At 37.8% G+C, this 18,761-nt stretch carries 14 protein-coding genes and 1 tRNA gene; 5 read left to right on the forward strand and 10 right to left on the reverse strand.

The genetic code is table 11. From position 1 onward, the window contains the following. Positions 1 to 1,237: 1,237 nt before the first annotated feature. The 7 genes from CRO21_RS10315 to CRO21_RS10345 all read right to left on the reverse strand — a co-directional run bounded on the left by CRO21_RS10315 (position 1,238) and on the right by CRO21_RS10345 (position 7,240). Entirely contained in the window at positions 1,238 to 2,866 is a 1,629-nt protein-coding gene (locus CRO21_RS10315) for a hypothetical protein (RefSeq protein WP_097079238.1), read from the reverse strand. A gap of 52 nt (positions 2,867 to 2,918) precedes the next feature. Further along, positions 2,919 to 3,959 (reverse strand): PDDEXK nuclease domain-containing protein, encoded by a 1,041-nt coding sequence (locus CRO21_RS10320; protein ID WP_097079239.1) that lies wholly within the window; start codon positions 3,957 to 3,959, stop codon positions 2,919 to 2,921. A gap of 113 nt (positions 3,960 to 4,072) precedes the next feature. After that, positions 4,073 to 5,464 carry a DNA repair protein RadA gene (radA, locus tag CRO21_RS10325; protein WP_097079240.1) on the reverse strand — a complete coding sequence of 464 codons (1,392 nt, stop codon included), beginning with the start codon at positions 5,462 to 5,464 and terminating at the stop codon, positions 4,073 to 4,075. Between the two features lie 230 nt (positions 5,465 to 5,694). Then, positions 5,695 to 6,042: an immunity protein Imm33 domain-containing protein gene (locus CRO21_RS10330; RefSeq protein ID WP_228150414.1), complete on the reverse strand. Its 348-nt coding sequence runs from the start codon at positions 6,040 to 6,042 to the stop codon at positions 5,695 to 5,697. Then, positions 6,039 to 6,440, reverse strand: a complete 402-nt coding sequence (locus CRO21_RS10335) for a hypothetical protein (protein WP_097079241.1) — start codon at positions 6,438 to 6,440, stop codon at positions 6,039 to 6,041. The genes CRO21_RS10330 and CRO21_RS10335 overlap by 4 nt, the downstream gene beginning before the upstream one ends. 31 nt (positions 6,441 to 6,471) lie before the next feature. Next, positions 6,472 to 6,744, reverse strand: coding sequence for an RHS repeat domain-containing protein (locus CRO21_RS10340; protein WP_322853235.1), 273 nt, complete (start codon positions 6,742 to 6,744; stop codon positions 6,472 to 6,474). 4 nt (positions 6,745 to 6,748) lie between these two features. Then, positions 6,749 to 7,240, reverse strand: a complete 492-nt coding sequence (locus CRO21_RS10345; protein WP_097079242.1) for an immunity 26/phosphotriesterase HocA family protein — start codon at positions 7,238 to 7,240, stop codon at positions 6,749 to 6,751. Positions 7,241 to 7,304: 64 nt separating this feature from the next. On the opposite strand from CRO21_RS10345, the gene CRO21_RS17700 reads away from it, so the two are divergent. From CRO21_RS17700 to CRO21_RS10360, 4 genes are all read left to right on the forward strand, one after another. Continuing rightward, entirely contained in the window at positions 7,305 to 8,315 is a 1,011-nt protein-coding gene (locus tag CRO21_RS17700) for a hypothetical protein (protein WP_228150415.1), read from the forward strand. A gap of 479 nt (positions 8,316 to 8,794) precedes the next feature. Beyond that, positions 8,795 to 11,395: an RHS repeat-associated core domain-containing protein gene (locus CRO21_RS17705; protein WP_265734862.1), complete on the forward strand. Its 2,601-nt coding sequence runs from the start codon at positions 8,795 to 8,797 to the stop codon at positions 11,393 to 11,395. A gap of 191 nt (positions 11,396 to 11,586) precedes the next feature. Beyond that, a complete protein-coding gene (locus CRO21_RS10355; RefSeq protein ID WP_141398130.1) occupies positions 11,587 to 11,895 on the forward strand; it encodes a hypothetical protein in 309 nt (102 codons plus the stop codon). 158 nt (positions 11,896 to 12,053) lie between these two features. Next, positions 12,054 to 12,266 (forward strand): hypothetical protein, encoded by a 213-nt coding sequence (locus tag CRO21_RS10360; protein ID WP_097079244.1) that lies wholly within the window; start codon positions 12,054 to 12,056, stop codon positions 12,264 to 12,266. Between the two features lie 23 nt (positions 12,267 to 12,289). Here the strand turns inward: CRO21_RS10360 and CRO21_RS10365 are convergent. The 3 genes from CRO21_RS10365 to CRO21_RS10380 all read right to left on the reverse strand — a co-directional run bounded on the left by CRO21_RS10365 (position 12,290) and on the right by CRO21_RS10380 (position 16,230). Continuing rightward, a protein-coding gene (locus CRO21_RS10365; protein ID WP_097079245.1) for an IS3 family transposase occupies positions 12,290 to 13,395 on the reverse strand; the annotation gives its coding sequence in 2 pieces (ribosomal slippage) (positions 12,290 to 13,143 and positions 13,143 to 13,395; 1,107 coding nt in all). Positions 13,396 to 13,961: 566 nt separating this feature from the next. After that, positions 13,962 to 14,051, reverse strand: a tRNA-Ser gene (locus CRO21_RS10375). 148 nt (positions 14,052 to 14,199) lie between these two features. Beyond that, positions 14,200 to 16,230, reverse strand: coding sequence for an NADPH-dependent 2,4-dienoyl-CoA reductase (locus tag CRO21_RS10380; protein WP_097079246.1), 2,031 nt, complete (start codon positions 16,228 to 16,230; stop codon positions 14,200 to 14,202). Between the two features lie 550 nt (positions 16,231 to 16,780). Between CRO21_RS10380 and CRO21_RS10385 the strand changes: the two genes are divergently transcribed. Next, positions 16,781 to 18,604, forward strand: a complete 1,824-nt coding sequence (locus CRO21_RS10385) for an ABC transporter ATP-binding protein (RefSeq protein WP_097079247.1) — start codon at positions 16,781 to 16,783, stop codon at positions 18,602 to 18,604. The last annotated feature ends 157 nt before the right edge of the window (positions 18,605 to 18,761 follow it).

The raw sequence follows: 18,761 nt of genomic DNA on the forward strand, positions 1-18,761 counted from the left end.
TTACGGCTGGATACCTATCATTATTGGGTTGTCTTACCGTGCTCATGATAACAATGCAATATTTCTGTGATTCCTGCTTGTATATGTTCCATAGTTCTAAACTTTATCCGAAATAGTTCACTTATCCAATTCTAAAAAGAGTATGTTTTTATACTTTTTAGGTATATTAAATCATTTCATTAATTGCACCGAAAGATAGTAAAGATGCTCTCATTTTGTATTTAACCAACCATCCAACTAAACAAAACTTATTATTTTTCATATAATTAATATAGATACACAGCCCATTAGATCTTTTGATTTTTTAAGTGCGTTTTAACAGTCTAAATTTATATAAATATTATCAGTCCTATCATAAAAAGAATATTTAATTAGGTATGTTATCATTAAGCCAAATCACAGTAGCAGACAGATAAATAGTACTAAGAAAGTTTAAAGCCAATTTCTCGTATCGAATAACAATGGTCCAGTATTGCTTGAGTTTGACAAAAAAATTTTTAATTAAATTACCTAATTTGTATAGATGAGAGTCATATTCTCATTGCGGTAAGACATTCTTTTTTGCGGATATCGAAACTTTGCCATATAACAAACTCAATCACATCAATCACCTGATCTTTATTATTTATTACACACCGAATTTTGTGTTAATAAAAGATCGACAAAATAGCCATTTATAAAGTGTATTGATTCGTAATCCTTTCAGGTTCAACAAGTAATGGTATATCAATACTTTGTTAGAAACTGACATTGATGTCTGGAATCTTGATATACACTTTTTGACCAGTTATTTTGCAAGCTGTTTAAAGTTCAACCTAACAATCATAAACCTCTAATATAATTTTTGTTTCTAAGAAAACATATAGCCGAGCTTATATTAAATTCGATAATACACAAATTAGAATCTCTTGCTTATTATTTTTCTGCTTACTATTAGCTTACGTTCCCTATATTCCAAATACAAGAAAGCCCCAACATTATTGGGGCTAAATACTTGTTTTATTTGGCGGAAGCGGTTTTAGTCACATTAAAAATGTAATACACTGAAAAAAAATAATAAATAAAACATACGTTCAGTTTTTTACTACTATTTTTACTTCTTAAAAAATCCACCAAATCGTTTGCTCAATCCTTGTTCATTCTAAACTAAATTACTATGAATAACCTGATAATGCTGCACTCTGCGACAAATTTGAAGCACAGCTGAAAATTTGTCCGAGAGCAGCATATGTTAGGTTTATATTTCAACTCTAGCCTCCAACTCGCCAAAGTCCGCCCCTTTAATATCTTCATTAATGCACGCTATATTTGAACCATAATAAAGGTTGGGAAGTGGCCATCGAATCTGTTTTCCAATGGCATCAATGCAGCAACGAATAATTAATTGAGGAAGAAGATCCCGAAGGACGTCTCCATACATATCCACCATCGGCAAGTAGTCATACATACTTCGACATCGATCAAAGGTAAATGCATCCAAATGCATTTGTCTTACCTTAGCCTTATAAGTCCATCTCCGCTGATTATTTATATTAGAGTGGTAAGGTGCACCTAGTTGGTTCAAACTTAACTCCAGCCATAAGTGCGCCATGGGAATGTCACAGAACAAGCCACCACGAGCATCTGGAATCGCCAAATTAACTCGCCTAATTTCCTTTTTAATATTATCTGACAGTAACCCATCATAGCCTGAGAGAGTTTCTGCTAATGACTCCCTAAATTTAGCAGCATCAAGAACTGACGCTCCATCTTTGGGCTTAGAAAACTCATTAAACCAGTACTGCCCTAAAGCTCCTCCCATCGATTGCAGTGAGTCTATGAAGTTCCAGAACGGGAAGCTGTCTGGATTAAAAATGCGATCCCCACTGATTATATTGTCATCATTTGACTCTGAATCAGGTATAAACTCAGACAATAAGGATGAAACATCGCCCATTCGGTCAAACGCTTCTTTGTGGGTTGCTTGATCGGAGCTAAACAATTGCTTTCGCAGCGAGGAATTTCTTAAAAATCTTAGAGTGGGACTAATAAAATTTGAGTAGTAAAGTGGGTAACTTGTAGCGAATGCAGAGTAAACTCCACGCATGTTTTTGGAAACCATTTGTGATAATTGTTTTGGCTCATATCCATGCGCCGATGCTGGTTCGCTGAACCAAGAAACAAGCTTATTATCCTCTTGGTGTGGTAACTCTCCGTAAACAGAGCATTCAACCATTGGTTGAAAATAATAGTAGGCCGACAAAAAGTCACAATTATCTTGTGTAGCGTCAGGCTCGCATGAGTTTACTACCAATACGCTTAAATCTGAAAGTGCTTGCTCATCAAAAGTAGCATGGAGAACTGACAGTGTTCTGAGGTTCTTTGCAACCAGTGATCCTGTGAAATCAAGATAAATGATGTCAAACGTGAGATGATTTGTTTTAAAGAAATCCCCTAAAGAACCAGGAAATATCTTTAAATAAGGAAAATTTTCTCGTGCTTTCTCCAAAGCCTTGCTATAAGTATCTTTGTCTGCCTCAAAAGCCCAAACGTTTTCAATTCGAACTCCGAGAGAAAGGAGGATACGGAGATCATTTTCGGGCTCGGGTCCAGAAAAATACGCTACTCGGAGATCCTTGGGAGATTTCTGACCATAGCAAGATTCAGAATACTCTGCCCAATTGTCAAAATATTCTGCAATACGATGGCGTTCTTTTGATACATCAAGAACATGAGACAGCACATCATCCCATGCATAGTTCCAAAGTGTCTCTAAATATTCAGAATTGAGTACTCGAGAGGACTTTCTATCTACAGTCACTGCTGATATTGCGTGGTGCCACAATTCCTCGCGCGACTTCTCTTTACTATCTTGTGTATAAGACATCTTTTTAGGTTAACTCCATATGCTAGGTTTATTCGGTGAGCCTAACTATCCATTAAGCATCACTGTCACCTTGCTCATCATCAATCAACTCAAATTTTTTTAGTTCATTGGATACTAAAGTTTGTAACTTATCTTTAGGTAATAAGAGTTGATACTCAGCCACTCCAATAGGCTTACCTACATCCTGCAACGCAATTTCCACATCTAAATGATCTTTATCAGCACAAAGAATTATGCCAATAGACTGATTTTCATTTTCATCTTTTTCTAACCTATCAAGCAATGATAGATATAGGTTCATTTTACCAACGTATTCCGCCTTAAAACTTCCTATCTTTAATTCAATCGCAACGAGACTCCTCAAACCACGATGAAAAAACAGCATATCTACAAAATATTCTTTACCGTTATATTCCAGTCGGTACTGATTACCAATAAAGGTAAATCCCTTACCAAGTTCTAGTATGAAATATTTTATTTTTTCAATCAAACGTCTTTCTAGTTCCAGCTCTTTAATGGGTTCAGTAATTCCTAAAAATCCAAGATTATATTGGTCTTGGAATATCTCATTGGCATAGTCTGCATGAGTTGCAGGAAGTGTGGTTTTAAAATTGTTCGATTTTAATTGGGTCTGTGTTTGACTGTACATGTCCATTTTGATGGCATTCAACAATAAATCTCTTGACCAATTTTTTTCAACAGTTTGTTGCATATACCAATGGCGAATTTCTTTATCTTTGATTTTTTCCATCAATAAAATATTATGTCCCCACGGCAATTTCGCCACAGGCTGTGGCAAAATTTCATCTTCTTGATATTCTTTATAAAAAGCTAACATCCTACTCAGATTTCGTTCTGAAAAACCTTTTAGGCTCGTAAATTCATGTCGTAAATCTGCCGCTAGTCGTGGGATGACCTTTGCCGACCAACCTTCCTGTTGCTGGCGTTCAGCTATCATTTTTCCTGTTTGCCAATAAAGCAATATCATTTCAGCATTTACAGAAAGTACTGTTCGTAACCGTGTTTGTTGTATCGTATTTCTTATCTCATCTAACAATGACTGATATGTTTCAATTGCGATTTCATTACTCATAAAAGTACCTAAGCATCTATCTTTGTGAATTTGGCATAACAGCTTATTTCATTGCATTATCCATGATGACACAAAAGCATAGCACACGTTGAGCCAAAGGATTTTACTACCGCTTAATTTACAACCAAAGCATCATTTTCAAAAACAGCCTGCAAAACTTGATACAAATATTCCACTGCAATCACATTGATAGAATCAATAGATTGTTTTGGTTGATTGACTTTAGGTACAACTACAGTTTTAAATCCGTTTTTTTGTGCTTCTTTTATACGTTCCTGTGCATTGGGTACAGAATGAATCTCACCAGACAAGCCGACTTCACCAAACACAGCCATATCATGAGGCAAGGGTTGATTTTTCAGGCTTGATACACAAGCCAATAGAACTGCCAAATCTGACGCTGTTTCTGTAATCCTCAAACCTCCGACAATATTGACATAGACGTCATGTTTAAGAATATCTACTTTAGCTTGCTCTTTCATAATGGTTAGTAATAACGACAGGCGATTATGCTCTAGACCTAAAATAAGCTGTCTAGGTACATTTTGTGTTTTGCTCACCAAAGCCTGCACTTCAACTAAAAAGGGGCGTACACCATTTCTGCTAACCATGACAACAGATCCAGCAACTGCCTCACCATAGCGATCCAGAAAAATCATTGCTGGTTTTATGACTTCTTTTAACCCCTGATCTGTCATATCAAAAACACTTAATTCATTGAATACGCCAAAACGATTTTTGACTGCTCTTATCATTCGATACTGTGAATCACTTTGACCTTCAAAATACAATACACAATCCACCATATGCTCTAATACTTTTGGTCCAGCTAATGCACCTTCTTTAGTAACATGACAAACTACAATTAAAGAAATATCTGAATGCTTTGCTAATTTAGTCAGAATGGAGGCAGACTCCTTAATTTGAGTTACACTTCCAGAAGCAGAGTCAACAGATTCTGTATAAAGTGTTTGAATAGAATCTAGAATCACAACGGCAGATTTGTATTCCATAAGCGTTTCACAAATACGCTCTACATTCGTTTCTGCCATAACATCTAGCCTGTCCAATGGCAGCCCCAATCGTTTGGCTCGCATGGCAACTTGGGATAGTGACTCCTCGCCAGTGATATATAAAACCGATTGATTTTCTGCAATATGAGTCGCTGTTTGTAAAAGCAATGTTGATTTGCCAATGCCAGGATCGCCACCAATTAAAACTACTGATCCAGTGACCAAACCACCACCCAATACACGATCAAATTCTCCTATACCTGTTGAACACCGAATTTCCTGACTAAGCTGAACGGCATTTAATTTCGTAATATGATGTTGTTTTCCTGCATAGCCAGAATGACTTAAACCTGCCGTCGCCCGATGCTGAGTCTTTCTTTCAACTACTGTTTTGCTGTAAGAATTATAGGCTCCGCATTGAACACATAGTCCTATCCACTTATTCTCCTCCTTACCACATTCACAGCATACATAGACTATAGCTTTAGCCATTGTAAAAACTCTATTTTTTAAATTACCTAAATCACCTTATCAAGTTGAATTTTCAATCTCAAGTAAGGCCATGAAATAGAGGGTATTAACTGTAAATAGAGGGTAAAAAATTAAATTGACTTAATCACTTAAGAAGATAGATAGGTAAAAATAGCATTGAATTAGTTTACGATTCATTTCGATGATCAATTAAAAAATCAGACTTACACAAAATAATTTACAGACTCAAATTAATCATTTAATACCATTTCATCAAACCATACGTGCTCTTTATTTGAACCCAATAAAAATCGATAACCATAAGGTAATGCCATATAAATAGCTAAATCTGGTCTTTTTTCTATAATATGTGAAAAATGTATATTTTTAAGAGAATCAATATTTCCATTAAAACTATCATCTGTTAACCACCAACCACTCATATGTTCTGGTGATTTATACCTCACGCCTTTTACTGGCTTCGCACCTTCTAATACTCCATCAGAGACAACAACTAATTGTTCTAAAGTGATAGGAGAAAATTCTTCTTCATAATGTTTACAACATTCTTTCTGAACTTTCAAAATATCTTTCATCATTTTTTAAACTCCAATAATCTTCTTTGTTCTTGTGTAACTTGTCCAGCTTGTTTTCCACTGCAATTTTTACAATGAGGATATAAATTTTGACTACTGCCTTTTAAATTTAACCCATTAGCTGGTTGATGATCTGGAATGAAATTACCACTTTTAGTACCAGGCTCTTTAGTACCACATGTATGGCACCCCTTATCCCTTCCAATGGTGTTAATTTTTTCTCTCTCTTCTTTCGTAAAGTTTCTTTGCGCCCCTCTAGCTGGGATAGATTTATCAGCAAATCTCCCATGAGTAAGTGTATCTGTCTTTCTAGCCAGTTTTTTAGCTTCTGCCTCCATACCTTGTTTCACACCTTGACTTAAGGCTGTCTGCTTAAATCCAATCGCAACGACATCTGCCACTTTAGCTCCTTTCGCTTGAGGAGGCTCACCATCAGCTACAGAATCTAAGGTTAAAAACCAAACCCAATACATACAATATAGGAATATTCCCATCCGGATCGACATATTTATAGGGATTGTTATTGGCATAGGCATAGCGGTTAAAACCATGTAGATTATCCTCCTGATAATCTACAGGATCCACTCCCAGAAACCGACCTATCACAGGATCATAGTAACGTGCCTGCATATATGACAAGCCACTCTCATCATCAAACGGCTTACCATGAAAGCAGAAAACTATCTTTATTGATTTACAATAGATATACTCAGGAAACTATTGGTTTAGGTTTTAATTGCTCTACCCAGACATTAGGCACACCGTTGAAATGATCTCTTAAACGATCTTCTACGTGTTCTGGATCCCATACTGCTGCACGCTCTAATCCTTTTACATCATCATAAGTTGCTGGAATTTCTATACTTTCATTACCTTCTGAATAATATATAGAAATAGAATAATCAAACTGATCCTGTTTAAAGAAATAGACTCTTTTGTTCAATTCTTCACTTAATTCAATATTTCCAATAAAATGCCATTTCTCAGATTTAAATGCGTATTTCATTAACCAAACTTTAAATAAAATCTTATGCGATGTTATAAATTTTACATCTTGTTTTAAATCATTTACTTGCAAATCATAAAATCCTACTAAAGGTGAATCTAAAACGATGCAATAACAATATTTAGAATCACCTAAATCAATTCCAAATATATCACCAACCTTTACTCGTCTACGTTTGCGCTTATTATCTACCATTATTTCCTACCTTTTCATAAACTCTTGAATACGCTGTTGTTCATAATAGTCTTTTTTAGGGTTTTTGTCAGAAACTCCATTAATCGCATTTCCTGAGGTACCCCCTGTAGACAGCGATAATTCTTTAACGCCTATTACGACAGATACGGAATATAAAATTACCGATGTAGATAATACCACTGTAAAAATCGATATTAATGGTACTGAGATTACATTTAAATCCTTATCCGGTTCACGTGGTCTGATGCAGGAATTTCAGGCAACTCAGGTCAAATATCCCGGCGGTAAAATCATCAGTATGACGTATACACCGATTAGTCAAAATGGTGCGGTTGCAGGATATCGTGTTACTGGTATTTCAGATAATTTAGGCAATAAATTAACCATTAATCGACTGAATATGAATGGTAGTGATACCTCTACCCTCGGAAAACAATTACAGGGCGCAATATCAAGTGTCGAAACCAATGCGAATAATTTAAATAAACAAACTGCAACCTACACTTATGAGATCCAGAATGTCACATTACAAGGTTCAAGTAAGCCCTATGCAAAGCTGGTTAAAGCTGTAAGTACTGGAAATGGTACTGAGGACTATTTATATACTGATTATGTTCATAAGGGACTATTCAATAATAGCAGTAATTCTGTCTATGGTGTTACTCTGCCCTTATTATCTACCCTGAAAAAAGGTGGTGAGACCATACTAAACTGGCAAACCACCTCGGATCAAATCAAAACCTATAAAAATTTAGATTATGATTATGCATCCTTGATCTATAAAGAAAGTGTATCCGGCGGTACACTCACACTTAATGGACCTGCGGAAAAAGCCAAATCATTTACAGAAACTTTTGTGATCAATCATAGTGGTGAAAATATTCTTTACGACTCTTCTAGCACATTTTCCTGCTTAAAACAAAATGGGTTACCCTTAAAGAAAATTGTTTTTGCAAAAAAAATCCGTAGACTCACCAGTTTTACCGATAAAAATGGCTATTTAACCAACTTGGCTTATGATGTAAATAACCGCTTAATCACCAGAACACAGGCAGCTAGTACCTCCATAGAATAGAGAAGAAAGCAACACTTAACTATTCTTCTGCTTATAATATACCCAATACAATACAAATTGGTAATCTTACCCAGACCAATACCATTAACGCACTTGGGCAAGTAACCAAAACAGTTCTCACCTCGACTCAAACAGGCAGCATCAGTAAAACTACTGATTTTACCTATCAAAGCAATGGTCTGCTTAGTTCAATTGATGGGCCACGTTCTGGCACCATTGATAAAGTTAACTATACTTATGATAGCTACGGCAATTTAGCGACCGAAGCACAACTTGTAAACAATACAACGCGTACAACCCAATATGTAGGATACAATAGTTTTGGACAACCTGAGCGTATTGTCTATCCAAATAGCTTAGTCAACAAGTTTGTTTACAATGCAGATGGCACAGTTCAAAGCAAAGTTAGCGGTACAGGTGGTACCACAGGCACCATCTCCGGAAAAACGTATAGCTATACCTACGATGCTGTTAAACGTTTGATTTCTGAAATAAATCCTGATGGAGAAAAAACCTCCTATCGTTATTTTCCTGCTTTTCGATATTTTGTAGATATTACAATGCCCGATGGCAGTATTCTGGTTAAAACATTTTACCCGGACGGTACACCTGCCATGGAAAGATTAAAAGACAGTAGCGAAAATATTTTTTCTCAAACCTATAATACATTGGATAGCAATGGACGTATTTTACGTAAACAGAGTGGTACCGACAATGACTGGTATTGGACAGATCACAGTTACGATCTAAATGGCAACCTACTGCAAACCACCTCTCGTTTAGGGATTACCGAAAAATGGACATATGATGCACTCAATCGTGCGATTTCTCATACCGATGGATTGGGTAATATTGACACTAAAACTTATGATCTACAAGATAATACCCTGATTGCCAAGGATGCATTGAATGCAGGGACCAATCCTTATAGCTATCGCAATGGAAAAACTTTGACTCAAGAAGTAAACAGCGATTACGGCACAAAAGCATACAACTACAATGAAGCCGATTTGCTAACGCAATCCCTGTATGGTATACGTAAATGTGAAAATACCAGCATTGATGCACTTACTCGTATTGGAAAGATTGCCTGTACACATGCCTCAACTACAACTGGCGCCACAGAAGCCCATGATTTCATCTATACATATGACTCAAGCCGTTTTGGTCGTTTAGATACTGTTACAGCAAATACGGTTTATGGTGCAACCACCAATTATACTTATGATAACTATGACAGGATTATCAAAAAATCCCAAAACAACAAAGCCATTAGCACATGGAGCGGCACCAAACCAACGCTGGACGTATCCTATACTTATACCACTGGGGATAAACTCAGTAGTCTTACCCTCCCCTCAGGTCGAAAGTTAACTTATAGTTATAGTGGTACAAAACCAAACCAGTTGACCGATCTTAAACTGGATAATGTCGCTCTATTGCGCAGTATTGCCTATAATACAGCAGGTCAGATGACCGGCTGGAACTGGGGTACAGGAAATGCCAGTTATACTTGGACTTATGATGCCAGCAAAAATGGTAGTCTGAAAAAAATCAGTAATAAAAATAATAGTGCCGTTGAAAATTATAGTATTGACTATAGCTATGACCGTGATGGACGAATTACAAAACTCACCCGTAATAATGGTCTGGTGGATAACTTTACATATAGTAATGCCGATCGTCTACTCACCGAAACTCGGCTCAATGGCAGTACCAATGTCTATGGCATTAACTATACCTATGATAAAAATGGCAACCGCCTAAGTCTGGCAGCAACAGGTACACACCAACAACCCAACGCCAATGTGACCTATACCTATACAGGAAATAAACTGACTAAAGTTAATACTACTAATGTTAGTCATACAGCGAACTTTGAACTGATCTATGGTGGTTTTACACCAGCTTATGATTATGCCGGTAACCGTCGCTGGAGTGGTAAACAAAACGGGGCTTCCACCGGTTATGAATATTACATGGCATATAACCATAAGAACGAGCGAACTGTACGAGGCTATTCAAATACCAATTCCAACTGGAAAGATAATGCAGTCCAGTTTGTGTATGATGAAAACAGCCATTTGATTGGTGAATATAATGCAAGTGGTACGCCAATTGTTGAATATATCTGGCTGGGTGATCAACCAATTGCAGCAATCTATGGCAGTGGAACAACAGCAAAAACTTACTGGATTGTCACCGACGCTCAAAATACCCCAAGACGATTAATCGATAGCACTGATGGTAATACAACTGTATGGGCTTTTGACTCGACTGCCTTTGGTATAGGTATACCAAGTGTACAGACTGTGAAATTTAACCTGCGCTTTCCCGGTCAATATTACGATGAACTCACCAAACAACACTATAACCTGAACCGCTATTACAATCCTGAACTTGGGCGTTATATGGAGCCTGATCGTATTGGACTGGAAGGTGGACTTAATCCTTATATCTATGCTAATGGTAATCCTCTAAGTAATGTTGATCCAAGTGGGTTGGAATATTTAGCAAGCGGCTGGTATAATGTATCTAATCCTAGTATTTTTAGTAAAGATCAGACTTGGAAAGGTATTCAAAATCAATTTGAAGGTGGAACAGGAGTTTATTATGCTGATCTTCAGAAATTTGGTTTTGAACAGTTTATTGATATTGATCAGCAAATACAGAGTAGTATTCTTAACTCTAATGGTTATATGAATAAAGTAATTAGTAGTATTGGAGATAATCAATTTTTTAATTTCGACTGGTCAAAAAAAGCATTTGGTTCAGATTACATTCATAGCTTTATAAAAGGAAAAGCATGGCCGTTTGGAAGAATAGCTGGTGATGTTTCAGGTACCATTATTAAGAATAAAGATGGTACATACCTAGCTTCTGGAGTTATTAATTTTAGATCTGACACTTATAGCTGGAAGCCTGATTATGGTAGATTCTTAGAAGATACAGGAATAAGAGTATTTGGTGCAGTTTTGGGTTCTGAGCCCTCAAGTTATTATAAAAAAAATAATAATGGTGAGATGCCTATAGAATATCCAAGAAATTTTTGGTTTATTACCCCTGGTAAATGGAAATAGAATTTATGCCACTATAAAATATAATTTATTTTATGGTGGCTCAAATTAATTGGATGATTTAAAATGAGAAAATATTCTTTATTATTAGCTTTAATTATTTTTTCAATATTAATTGTATTTGATTTTTATGGTAAAATTAATTTATTATTTAAGTATGGATCTTTTTTAAAGCAGTATATCTTGGTGAAAATATGCGTAAAAGAGGTTTTATAATGGAGGGTTGTACATATGTTGACTCAACCAAAAATATAACCAATTATTTAGACCCCATTAATTACAATAAAATAAAAAAACATGCAGATTGTATTAATGATAGTAAATTAATATCTGTTAATAATTATTATGAAAAATATAATGTAGCGGTATTTCAATGTAGAAATAACAACCTGATTATAGAATATAGTTGGACAGATTTCGAAAATTCTTGTTCGATTATGGAAGTAAAAGAGGATTTAAAAATATCCCCTGGTTATACTGTAAAGCATTTAAACTCTCCTTAGAAAGGTAATTAAGTTGCTACTATACTAATAATATATCTATTCGAGACAACGTTACTGCTAACTTTGAACCCATCTATGATGGCTTTAGTCCAACTTATGATTATTCGGGTAATCAATGCTGGGGTGATAAACATAACGGTACGGGTGTAGGTTACTATATGGCATATAACCATAAGAACGAGCGGACTGTACGAGGCTATTCAAATACCAATTCCAACTGGAAAAATAATGCAATCCAGTTTGTGTATGATGAAAACAGCCATTTGATTGGTGAATATAATGCAAGTGGTACGCCAATTGTTGAATATATCTGGCTGGGTGATCAACCAATTGCAGCAATCTATGGCAGTGGAACGGTAATCCTCCCATAAATAACCGAAGTTAAAAGTAGAGGTTAAGCAGCCATTAGAGGTGGCCTTCCTTTATTGGCTTGATGTGGTCTTTCATGATTGTAATGCCTGAGTAGCACTGCTACGCAAGAGTTTGTTGCATAATATTGCACGTCTTCAAGTGTATCAAATAGATGTTTGCTGAGCCAACTATAACGTATAGTCCGATTATAACGTTCAATATACGCATTCTGCTGTGGTTTACCTGGTTGAATATATTCAATACGAATACCGTATTCAGTTGCCCAACGTACGAATTCATGACTGATAAACTCAGGTCCTGAGCAGCATTGCTGCGCAAGGCATCGGATCAATAACGGTTTTTCTCGATATTCCAGTAACTGATTGAGTGTTCGAATAACTCGTATTGTCGGTAATGAAAATCCTACTTCAATAGCTAAACCTTCTCGACGGTAATCATCAATCACATTTAATAATCGGAATTTGCGACCATCGGAAAGCTGATCGTGCATAAAATCCAGTGACCAGACCTGATTTTCTCGGATGGGTTCTTTCAATGGTTCAGGCGCATGTCGTTTTAGTCTTCTTCTCGGTTTAATACGCAGATTCAGTGCCAACTCACAGTAAATGCGATAAACCCGCTTGTGATTCCAGCAGTGACTCTCAACATGCCGTAAATATGAGAAGCATAGACCAAAGCCCCAATCGGAATTTTCCTCAGTGAGTTCAATGAGCTGTTCTGCAATTAAGGCATTATCATCACTAAGTTTGGTCTGATAGCGGAAGCAGGTTTCACTTATACTAAATGCAGTACAAGCCAAACGGATACTAACCGCATGCTGGGCAACTGCTTGTTGAGCCATCTGACGTCGACAAGATGGCTTCACCACTTTTTTGACATTGCTTCCTGAATAATCTCTGCCTTTAATCGCTCTTCAGCATACATTTTTTTTAGTCTGGTATTTTCTGTTTCCAACTCTTTCAGCCGTGCCATCAAAGATGTATCCATACCGCCATATTTAGCACGCCATTTATAGAAGGTCGCATTACTCATACCGTGTTCACCACAAAGGGCAGCAACAGGTGTGCCAGACTCCGCTTGCTTCAAGATGGACATGATCTGGCTGTCAGTAAATTTAGATGTTTTCATGCAGAATCTCCTGCTTGTATCTTAAGAGAAAATTCTACTTCTAGCTCCTATTATTTTTAGGGGGGATTACCTTATGATGTTTTAAAAGTAATTATTCTGAAATTCCACTGTGTATTAATGAAATTTCAAATCTTCTAAATGATGAAAAATTAGATTGGAAAGACTTTATTAATGAATCAAATATCTATTTCTCATCAAGAAGCGATTTTATTGAATTTATAGTTTGGTTAAGAAATGAATTAATTAAACTATAATCTAAATCAATTAATATGACCAAGCACACTAGTCTTGAACTTGGTCGCTATATGGAGCCCGATCCGAGCGAGTTTTAAAGCATTGCGTTAAAAACGAACTGCAAAACGTAGCGAAGTGGGACTGGAAGGTGGACTTAATCCTTATATCTATGCTAATGGTAATCCTCTTGCAACTTTAAGCAACTGTCCAAAGGCTACCAATTTCATCCAATTACAATTAATGTAATCAGAATTTTAATGTGGTTTGCAATGTGGGATAAAATCATAGATAAAAAATAAACCCTTGTTTTTACAAGGGCTTATTTAAATATTTGGCGGAAGCGGTGAGATTCGAACTCACGGAGGACTCGCGCCCTCGTCGGTTTTCAAGACCGGTGCATTAAACCGCTCTGCCACGCTTCCAGTGGCGCAAGAATACAAAGCTTTTGATCTTTATACAAGAAAAATTTTATTGCTTTATACTCAATTGCATATGGATTAAACAAATTTGGTCGCATTCATTATCATAATCTATGTAACCATGCCAATTCATAGATGAATAAGGTTGAAATCAAAGCTTTGCAGCCAGTTCCGCACCTTCTCGAATGGCTCTTTTTGCATCTAGTTCACCTGCTAGTTTTGCCCCACCGATGATATGGTATTTTGCCAGTGTATGTTCTGTTTCTTGCGGCAGAAGCTCTTTGACCGATTCCTGTCCGGCACATACCACGATCGTATCTACACGTAAGAGTTGTTCAATACCATCAACCTCAACCCACAAACCTTCCTGTGTAATGGCTTTATATTGCACACCACGCATCATGCGGACATGATGTTTCTTCAGTTGAGCACGATGTACCCAACCTGAAGTTTTACCCAAACCAATTCCCAGTGGTGTAGTTTTTCGCTGTAATAAGAAAATCTGCCGATAAGGTAAATCGACTTCCGCAAGTGCCAGACCACCTTCTGAAATATAATTGACATGAGGATCGATGCCCCATTCACGTTGCCAATCCGCCAAAGGTTGTGGTTGTGGCTGAGAAGGCGGCTTTAATAAAAACTCACTGACATCAAAGCCAATACCGCCTGCCCCAATCACTGCAACCCGATGCCCCACCTCTGCCCCTCGCAGTACTTCGGCGTAGGATAAAACCTGTGGTAAATCTGCACCTTCTATTTTCAACGGTCGTGGTACTACGCCTGTTGCAATCACGACATCATCAAAACCTTCACGCTCTAATTGTTCCCGATTAATACGGGTATTTAAACGGACTTCCACTGCATTTTTCTCAAGCTGAACCTTGAAATATCGAATGGTCTCGTGGAATTCCTCTTTACCCGGTACAACTTTGGCCAAATTAAATTGTCCGCCCACTTCATGACTTGCTTCAAACAAAGTCACCTGATGACCACGACCGGCTGCAATGGTTGCCGCAGACATCCCAGCGACACCGCCACCGACCACAGCAATACGTTTAGGTTTTTTAGTTTTTACATAGACCAGTTCGGTTTCATGACAAGCACGAGGATTAACCAGACAACTGGCACGCTGATTTTTAAAGGTATGATCCAGACATGCCTGATTACAGGCAATACAGGTATTAATTTCATTGACTCGCCCGGTTGCGGTTTTATTCACCCAATACGGATCGGCAAGAAAAGGCCGTGCCATCTGAACCATATCGGCTTTACCCGATGCGATGATCTCTTCGGCAGTATCCGGCATATTAATTCGGTTTGAGGCAATAACAGGCACATTGACATGCTGTTTCACATAAGCTGTCACATCGACAAAAGCTGCACGTGGTACAGAAGTCACAATTGTCGGAACGCGGGCTTCATGCCAGCCAATACCGGTATTGAGCAAGGTAATGCCGGCTTTTTCCAATGCCTGCGCGACAATCAACACTTCATCCATGGTATTGCCATCATGGACCAGATCCAACATGGACAAGCGAAAACAGATAATAAATTTTTCACCGACTTTGGCACGAATAGCTTTGACAATCTCAATTGCCAGACGCATACGCCCCTGAATATCACCACCCCAGCGATCCTGACGTTGATTGACATGGCGACTTAGAAACTGATTAAGCAAATAACCTTCTGAGCCCATAATTTCCACTCCATCATAGCCTGCTTTTTGGGCTAGATAAGCAGCTTTTGCATAATCGTCAATGGTCACTAAAATCTGTTTATCAGACAGTGCTCTGGGTTTAAATGGAGAAATCGGAGATTTAATTGGGCTAGCAGATACTGCAAAAGGTTGATAGCCATAACGACCGGAATGCAAAATCTGCATCAGAATTTTTGCACCATGCTTATGCACAGCATGGGTCACCAAACGATGATTTAACACATCCCCCCAACTATTCATGGTACCGCCCATTGGCAGCAGCCAGCCCTGACGGTTGGGGGAAATCCCACCGGTAATAATCAATCCAACACCGCCTTTGGCGCGTTCTGCAAAATAAGCAGCAAGTTTGGGATAATGATAAAAGCGATCTTCCAAACCACTGTGCATGGATCCCATCACCACACGGTTACGAATTGTGGTAAACCCTAAATGTAATGGTTTTAAAACATTGCTATAGCTGGTCATAGGATTTTTCCTTTATCTGGCTGCAAAGCACTTATGCAATTTGTTGCATAATAATTTAGAGAGATTTTTGCCAATTGTAAATGACTATATAAGCGCATATTTTGTGTATAATAAGTCAAGCTTAGCGAAACATTATTTGTACCCTGATATTAGGGTCTGTCAACATTTGATAAATAGGTTGCGTTGTAGGCTAAAATTTCTTCAACCGAGGCATGAAACGCAGGCAATGGTTATTCCCTTGTCAAGTTTCATAACGAAGTTTGGGGGAATTTTAGCCACAACCCTACGGGACAAGGAGATTTTTTGACGCTACTGCGTTATGAATAGTTCATTTAGAATCACTAAATCTCACTATTCATGCCTTGTATTGCCTAAAAAATGTCCATTGTCGCAACCATAGATTAAATGGCGACAGACCCTAGGTAAATTGAATTTTGTTCATGAAATAGCATAAACGACTCATTCGTATAATTTTCTAGTTTTACTCCTATTCAATTTGTATTTTTAAAATTTTGGTCAAAAAACTGACCAATGATGTCATAGGTTTGTTATGTTCAATTGGTTTGAGAAACTTGTCGACCCATACCCCAGTAAAAATTTAAACCAGCCTCTACCCAAAACATTTTTTGCGTTTGTCTGGCAAGCCACCGAAGGGATTCGTCCTTATCTACTGATTTTATTGTTATGTACTGCCGGTGCAGCAACATTTGAAGTCATGCTGTTTAGCTATATTGGTAAACTGGTAGACTGGATTAGCCAAAGTCAGCCGAGTACCTTTTTACAGCAACATCAACAAAATTTAATCATACTGGTGAGTATTTTACTGATCAGTATTTTCTTCTCCAGCCTGCAATCATTGATCAAACATCAGGTGATTTACAGTAATTTTCCGATGCGTTTACGCTGGAGATACCATAATCTGCTGCTTGGGCAAAGTTTGGATTTTTTCCATAACGATTTTGCTGGGCGCTTGTCGGCCAAAGTGATGCAGACTGCGCTAGCAGTACGTGAGTTCTGGATGATTCTGGCAGACATGCTGGCCTATGTACTGATTTATTTTATTACCATTAATGTGGTATTAGGTGCAATTTCACCACTGTTGATGTTGCCACTGATGATCTGGTTAGTGCTGTTTATTCTGATTGCCTCTTACTTTATTCCACGTCTGGGTAAGGTATCCAAAGCCCAAGCCGATGCACGTTCAATCATGACAGGTCGCATTACCGATGCTTATACCAATATACAGACCGTCAAACTGTTTGCACATGCCGGTCGTGAAAGTCGTTATGCCAAGGAATCCATGCAGGAGTTTATGGTCACAGTCTATAAACAAATGCGTTTGGGCGTGATGTATCAAATTTCCATCAATCTGTTAAGTGGTTATTTATATTTAAGTATGATCGGCACAGCGTTATGGTTGTGGATAGATGGCCAGATTGCAATCGGTGTGATCGCAGCAACAACAGCAATGGTATTGAAACTCGATAGCGTATCTGAATTTTTGATGTGGCACATTACCGCATTATTTGAAAATATCGGGACCATTCAGGATGGCATGCACACCATGGGTAAACCGATTGCCATTCAGGATAAACAAGATGCCAAGGAATTACAGGTTACTCAGGGCAGCATCCGGTTTCAGGATGTCTGCTTTGCCTATAACGATAAAAAAGTCATTAATCACTTTAATCTGGAGATTAAAGCCGGTGAAAAAATTGGCGTGGTCGGACGTTCCGGTGCGGGTAAATCAACACTGATTCAGTTACTTCTGTATTTTTATCAGATTCAACAAGGCAAGATTCTGATTGATGGGCAAAATATTGAAGATGTGACTCAGGATAGTCTGCGTAAAAATATTGCACTGGTGACGCAAGACACATCGCTATTACATCGTACTGTTGCAGAAAATATCCAGTATGGTCGTCCAACAGCTACAGACGAAGAAGTCGAACATGCGATTTTCAAAGCACAAGCCAGCGAATTTATTCCTCAATTGATTGATTTAAAAGGCAATCAAGGCTTGGCTGCCTATGTTGGTGAACGGGGTGTTAAACTCTCAGGTGGGCAACGTCAGCGTATTGCCATTGCCCGGGTATTCCTCAAGGATGCGCCTATTTTGGTGCTTGATGAGGCAACCAGTGCGCTAGATTCCGAAGTGGAAGCGGCCATTCAGCAAAGTCTGGAACAATTGATGCAACATAAAACTGTAATCGCCATCGCACATCGTCTCTCCACCATTGCCAAAATGGATCGCTTGATTGTCCTAGATCAAGGACAAATCATTGAACAGGGATCACATGAACAGTTGATTGCTCAAAATGGTTTATATGCCCAGTTATGGGCACGACAAAGCGGTGGTTTTCTGGAAAGTTAATTTCATCTGCTTGTACTAAGCAAAGCAGCTGATGTATCGGGACTTAGGCGGATTTCTTTTAAGAATATTCTCTAAGTCCTGCTTTTTTTATATTCAAATAAACCCGTCGATTGGTAAAATTCGATAAAATACTGTCAATGATTGATTGTTTTGTTTG

Origin of the sequence: Acinetobacter puyangensis (assembly GCF_900096995.1) — a bacterium.
GTDB lineage: Bacteria > Pseudomonadota > Gammaproteobacteria > Pseudomonadales > Moraxellaceae > Acinetobacter > Acinetobacter puyangensis.

Excerpts from the sequence above, each read along its gene's own strand:
- CRO21_RS10315 (WP_097079238.1), bottom strand. The coding sequence starts at position 2,866 with ATGTCTTATACACAAGATAGTAAAGAGAAGTCGCGCGAGGAATTGTGG.
- CRO21_RS10320 (WP_097079239.1), bottom strand. The coding sequence starts at position 3,959 with ATGAGTAATGAAATCGCAATTGAAACATATCAGTCATTGTTAGATGAG.
- radA (WP_097079240.1), bottom strand. The coding sequence starts at position 5,464 with ATGGCTAAAGCTATAGTCTATGTATGCTGTGAATGTGGTAAGGAGGAG.
- CRO21_RS10330 (WP_228150414.1), bottom strand. The coding sequence starts at position 6,042 with ATGATGAAAGATATTTTGAAAGTTCAGAAAGAATGTTGTAAACATTAT.
- CRO21_RS10345 (WP_097079242.1), bottom strand. The coding sequence starts at position 7,240 with ATGGTAGATAATAAGCGCAAACGTAGACGAGTAAAGGTTGGTGATATA.
- CRO21_RS10355 (WP_141398130.1), top strand. The coding sequence starts at position 11,587 with ATGCGTAAAAGAGGTTTTATAATGGAGGGTTGTACATATGTTGACTCA.
- CRO21_RS10360 (WP_097079244.1), top strand. The coding sequence starts at position 12,054 with ATGGCATATAACCATAAGAACGAGCGGACTGTACGAGGCTATTCAAAT.
- CRO21_RS10380 (WP_097079246.1), bottom strand. The coding sequence starts at position 16,230 with ATGACCAGCTATAGCAATGTTTTAAAACCATTACATTTAGGGTTTACC.
- CRO21_RS10385 (WP_097079247.1), top strand. The coding sequence starts at position 16,781 with ATGTTCAATTGGTTTGAGAAACTTGTCGACCCATACCCCAGTAAAAAT.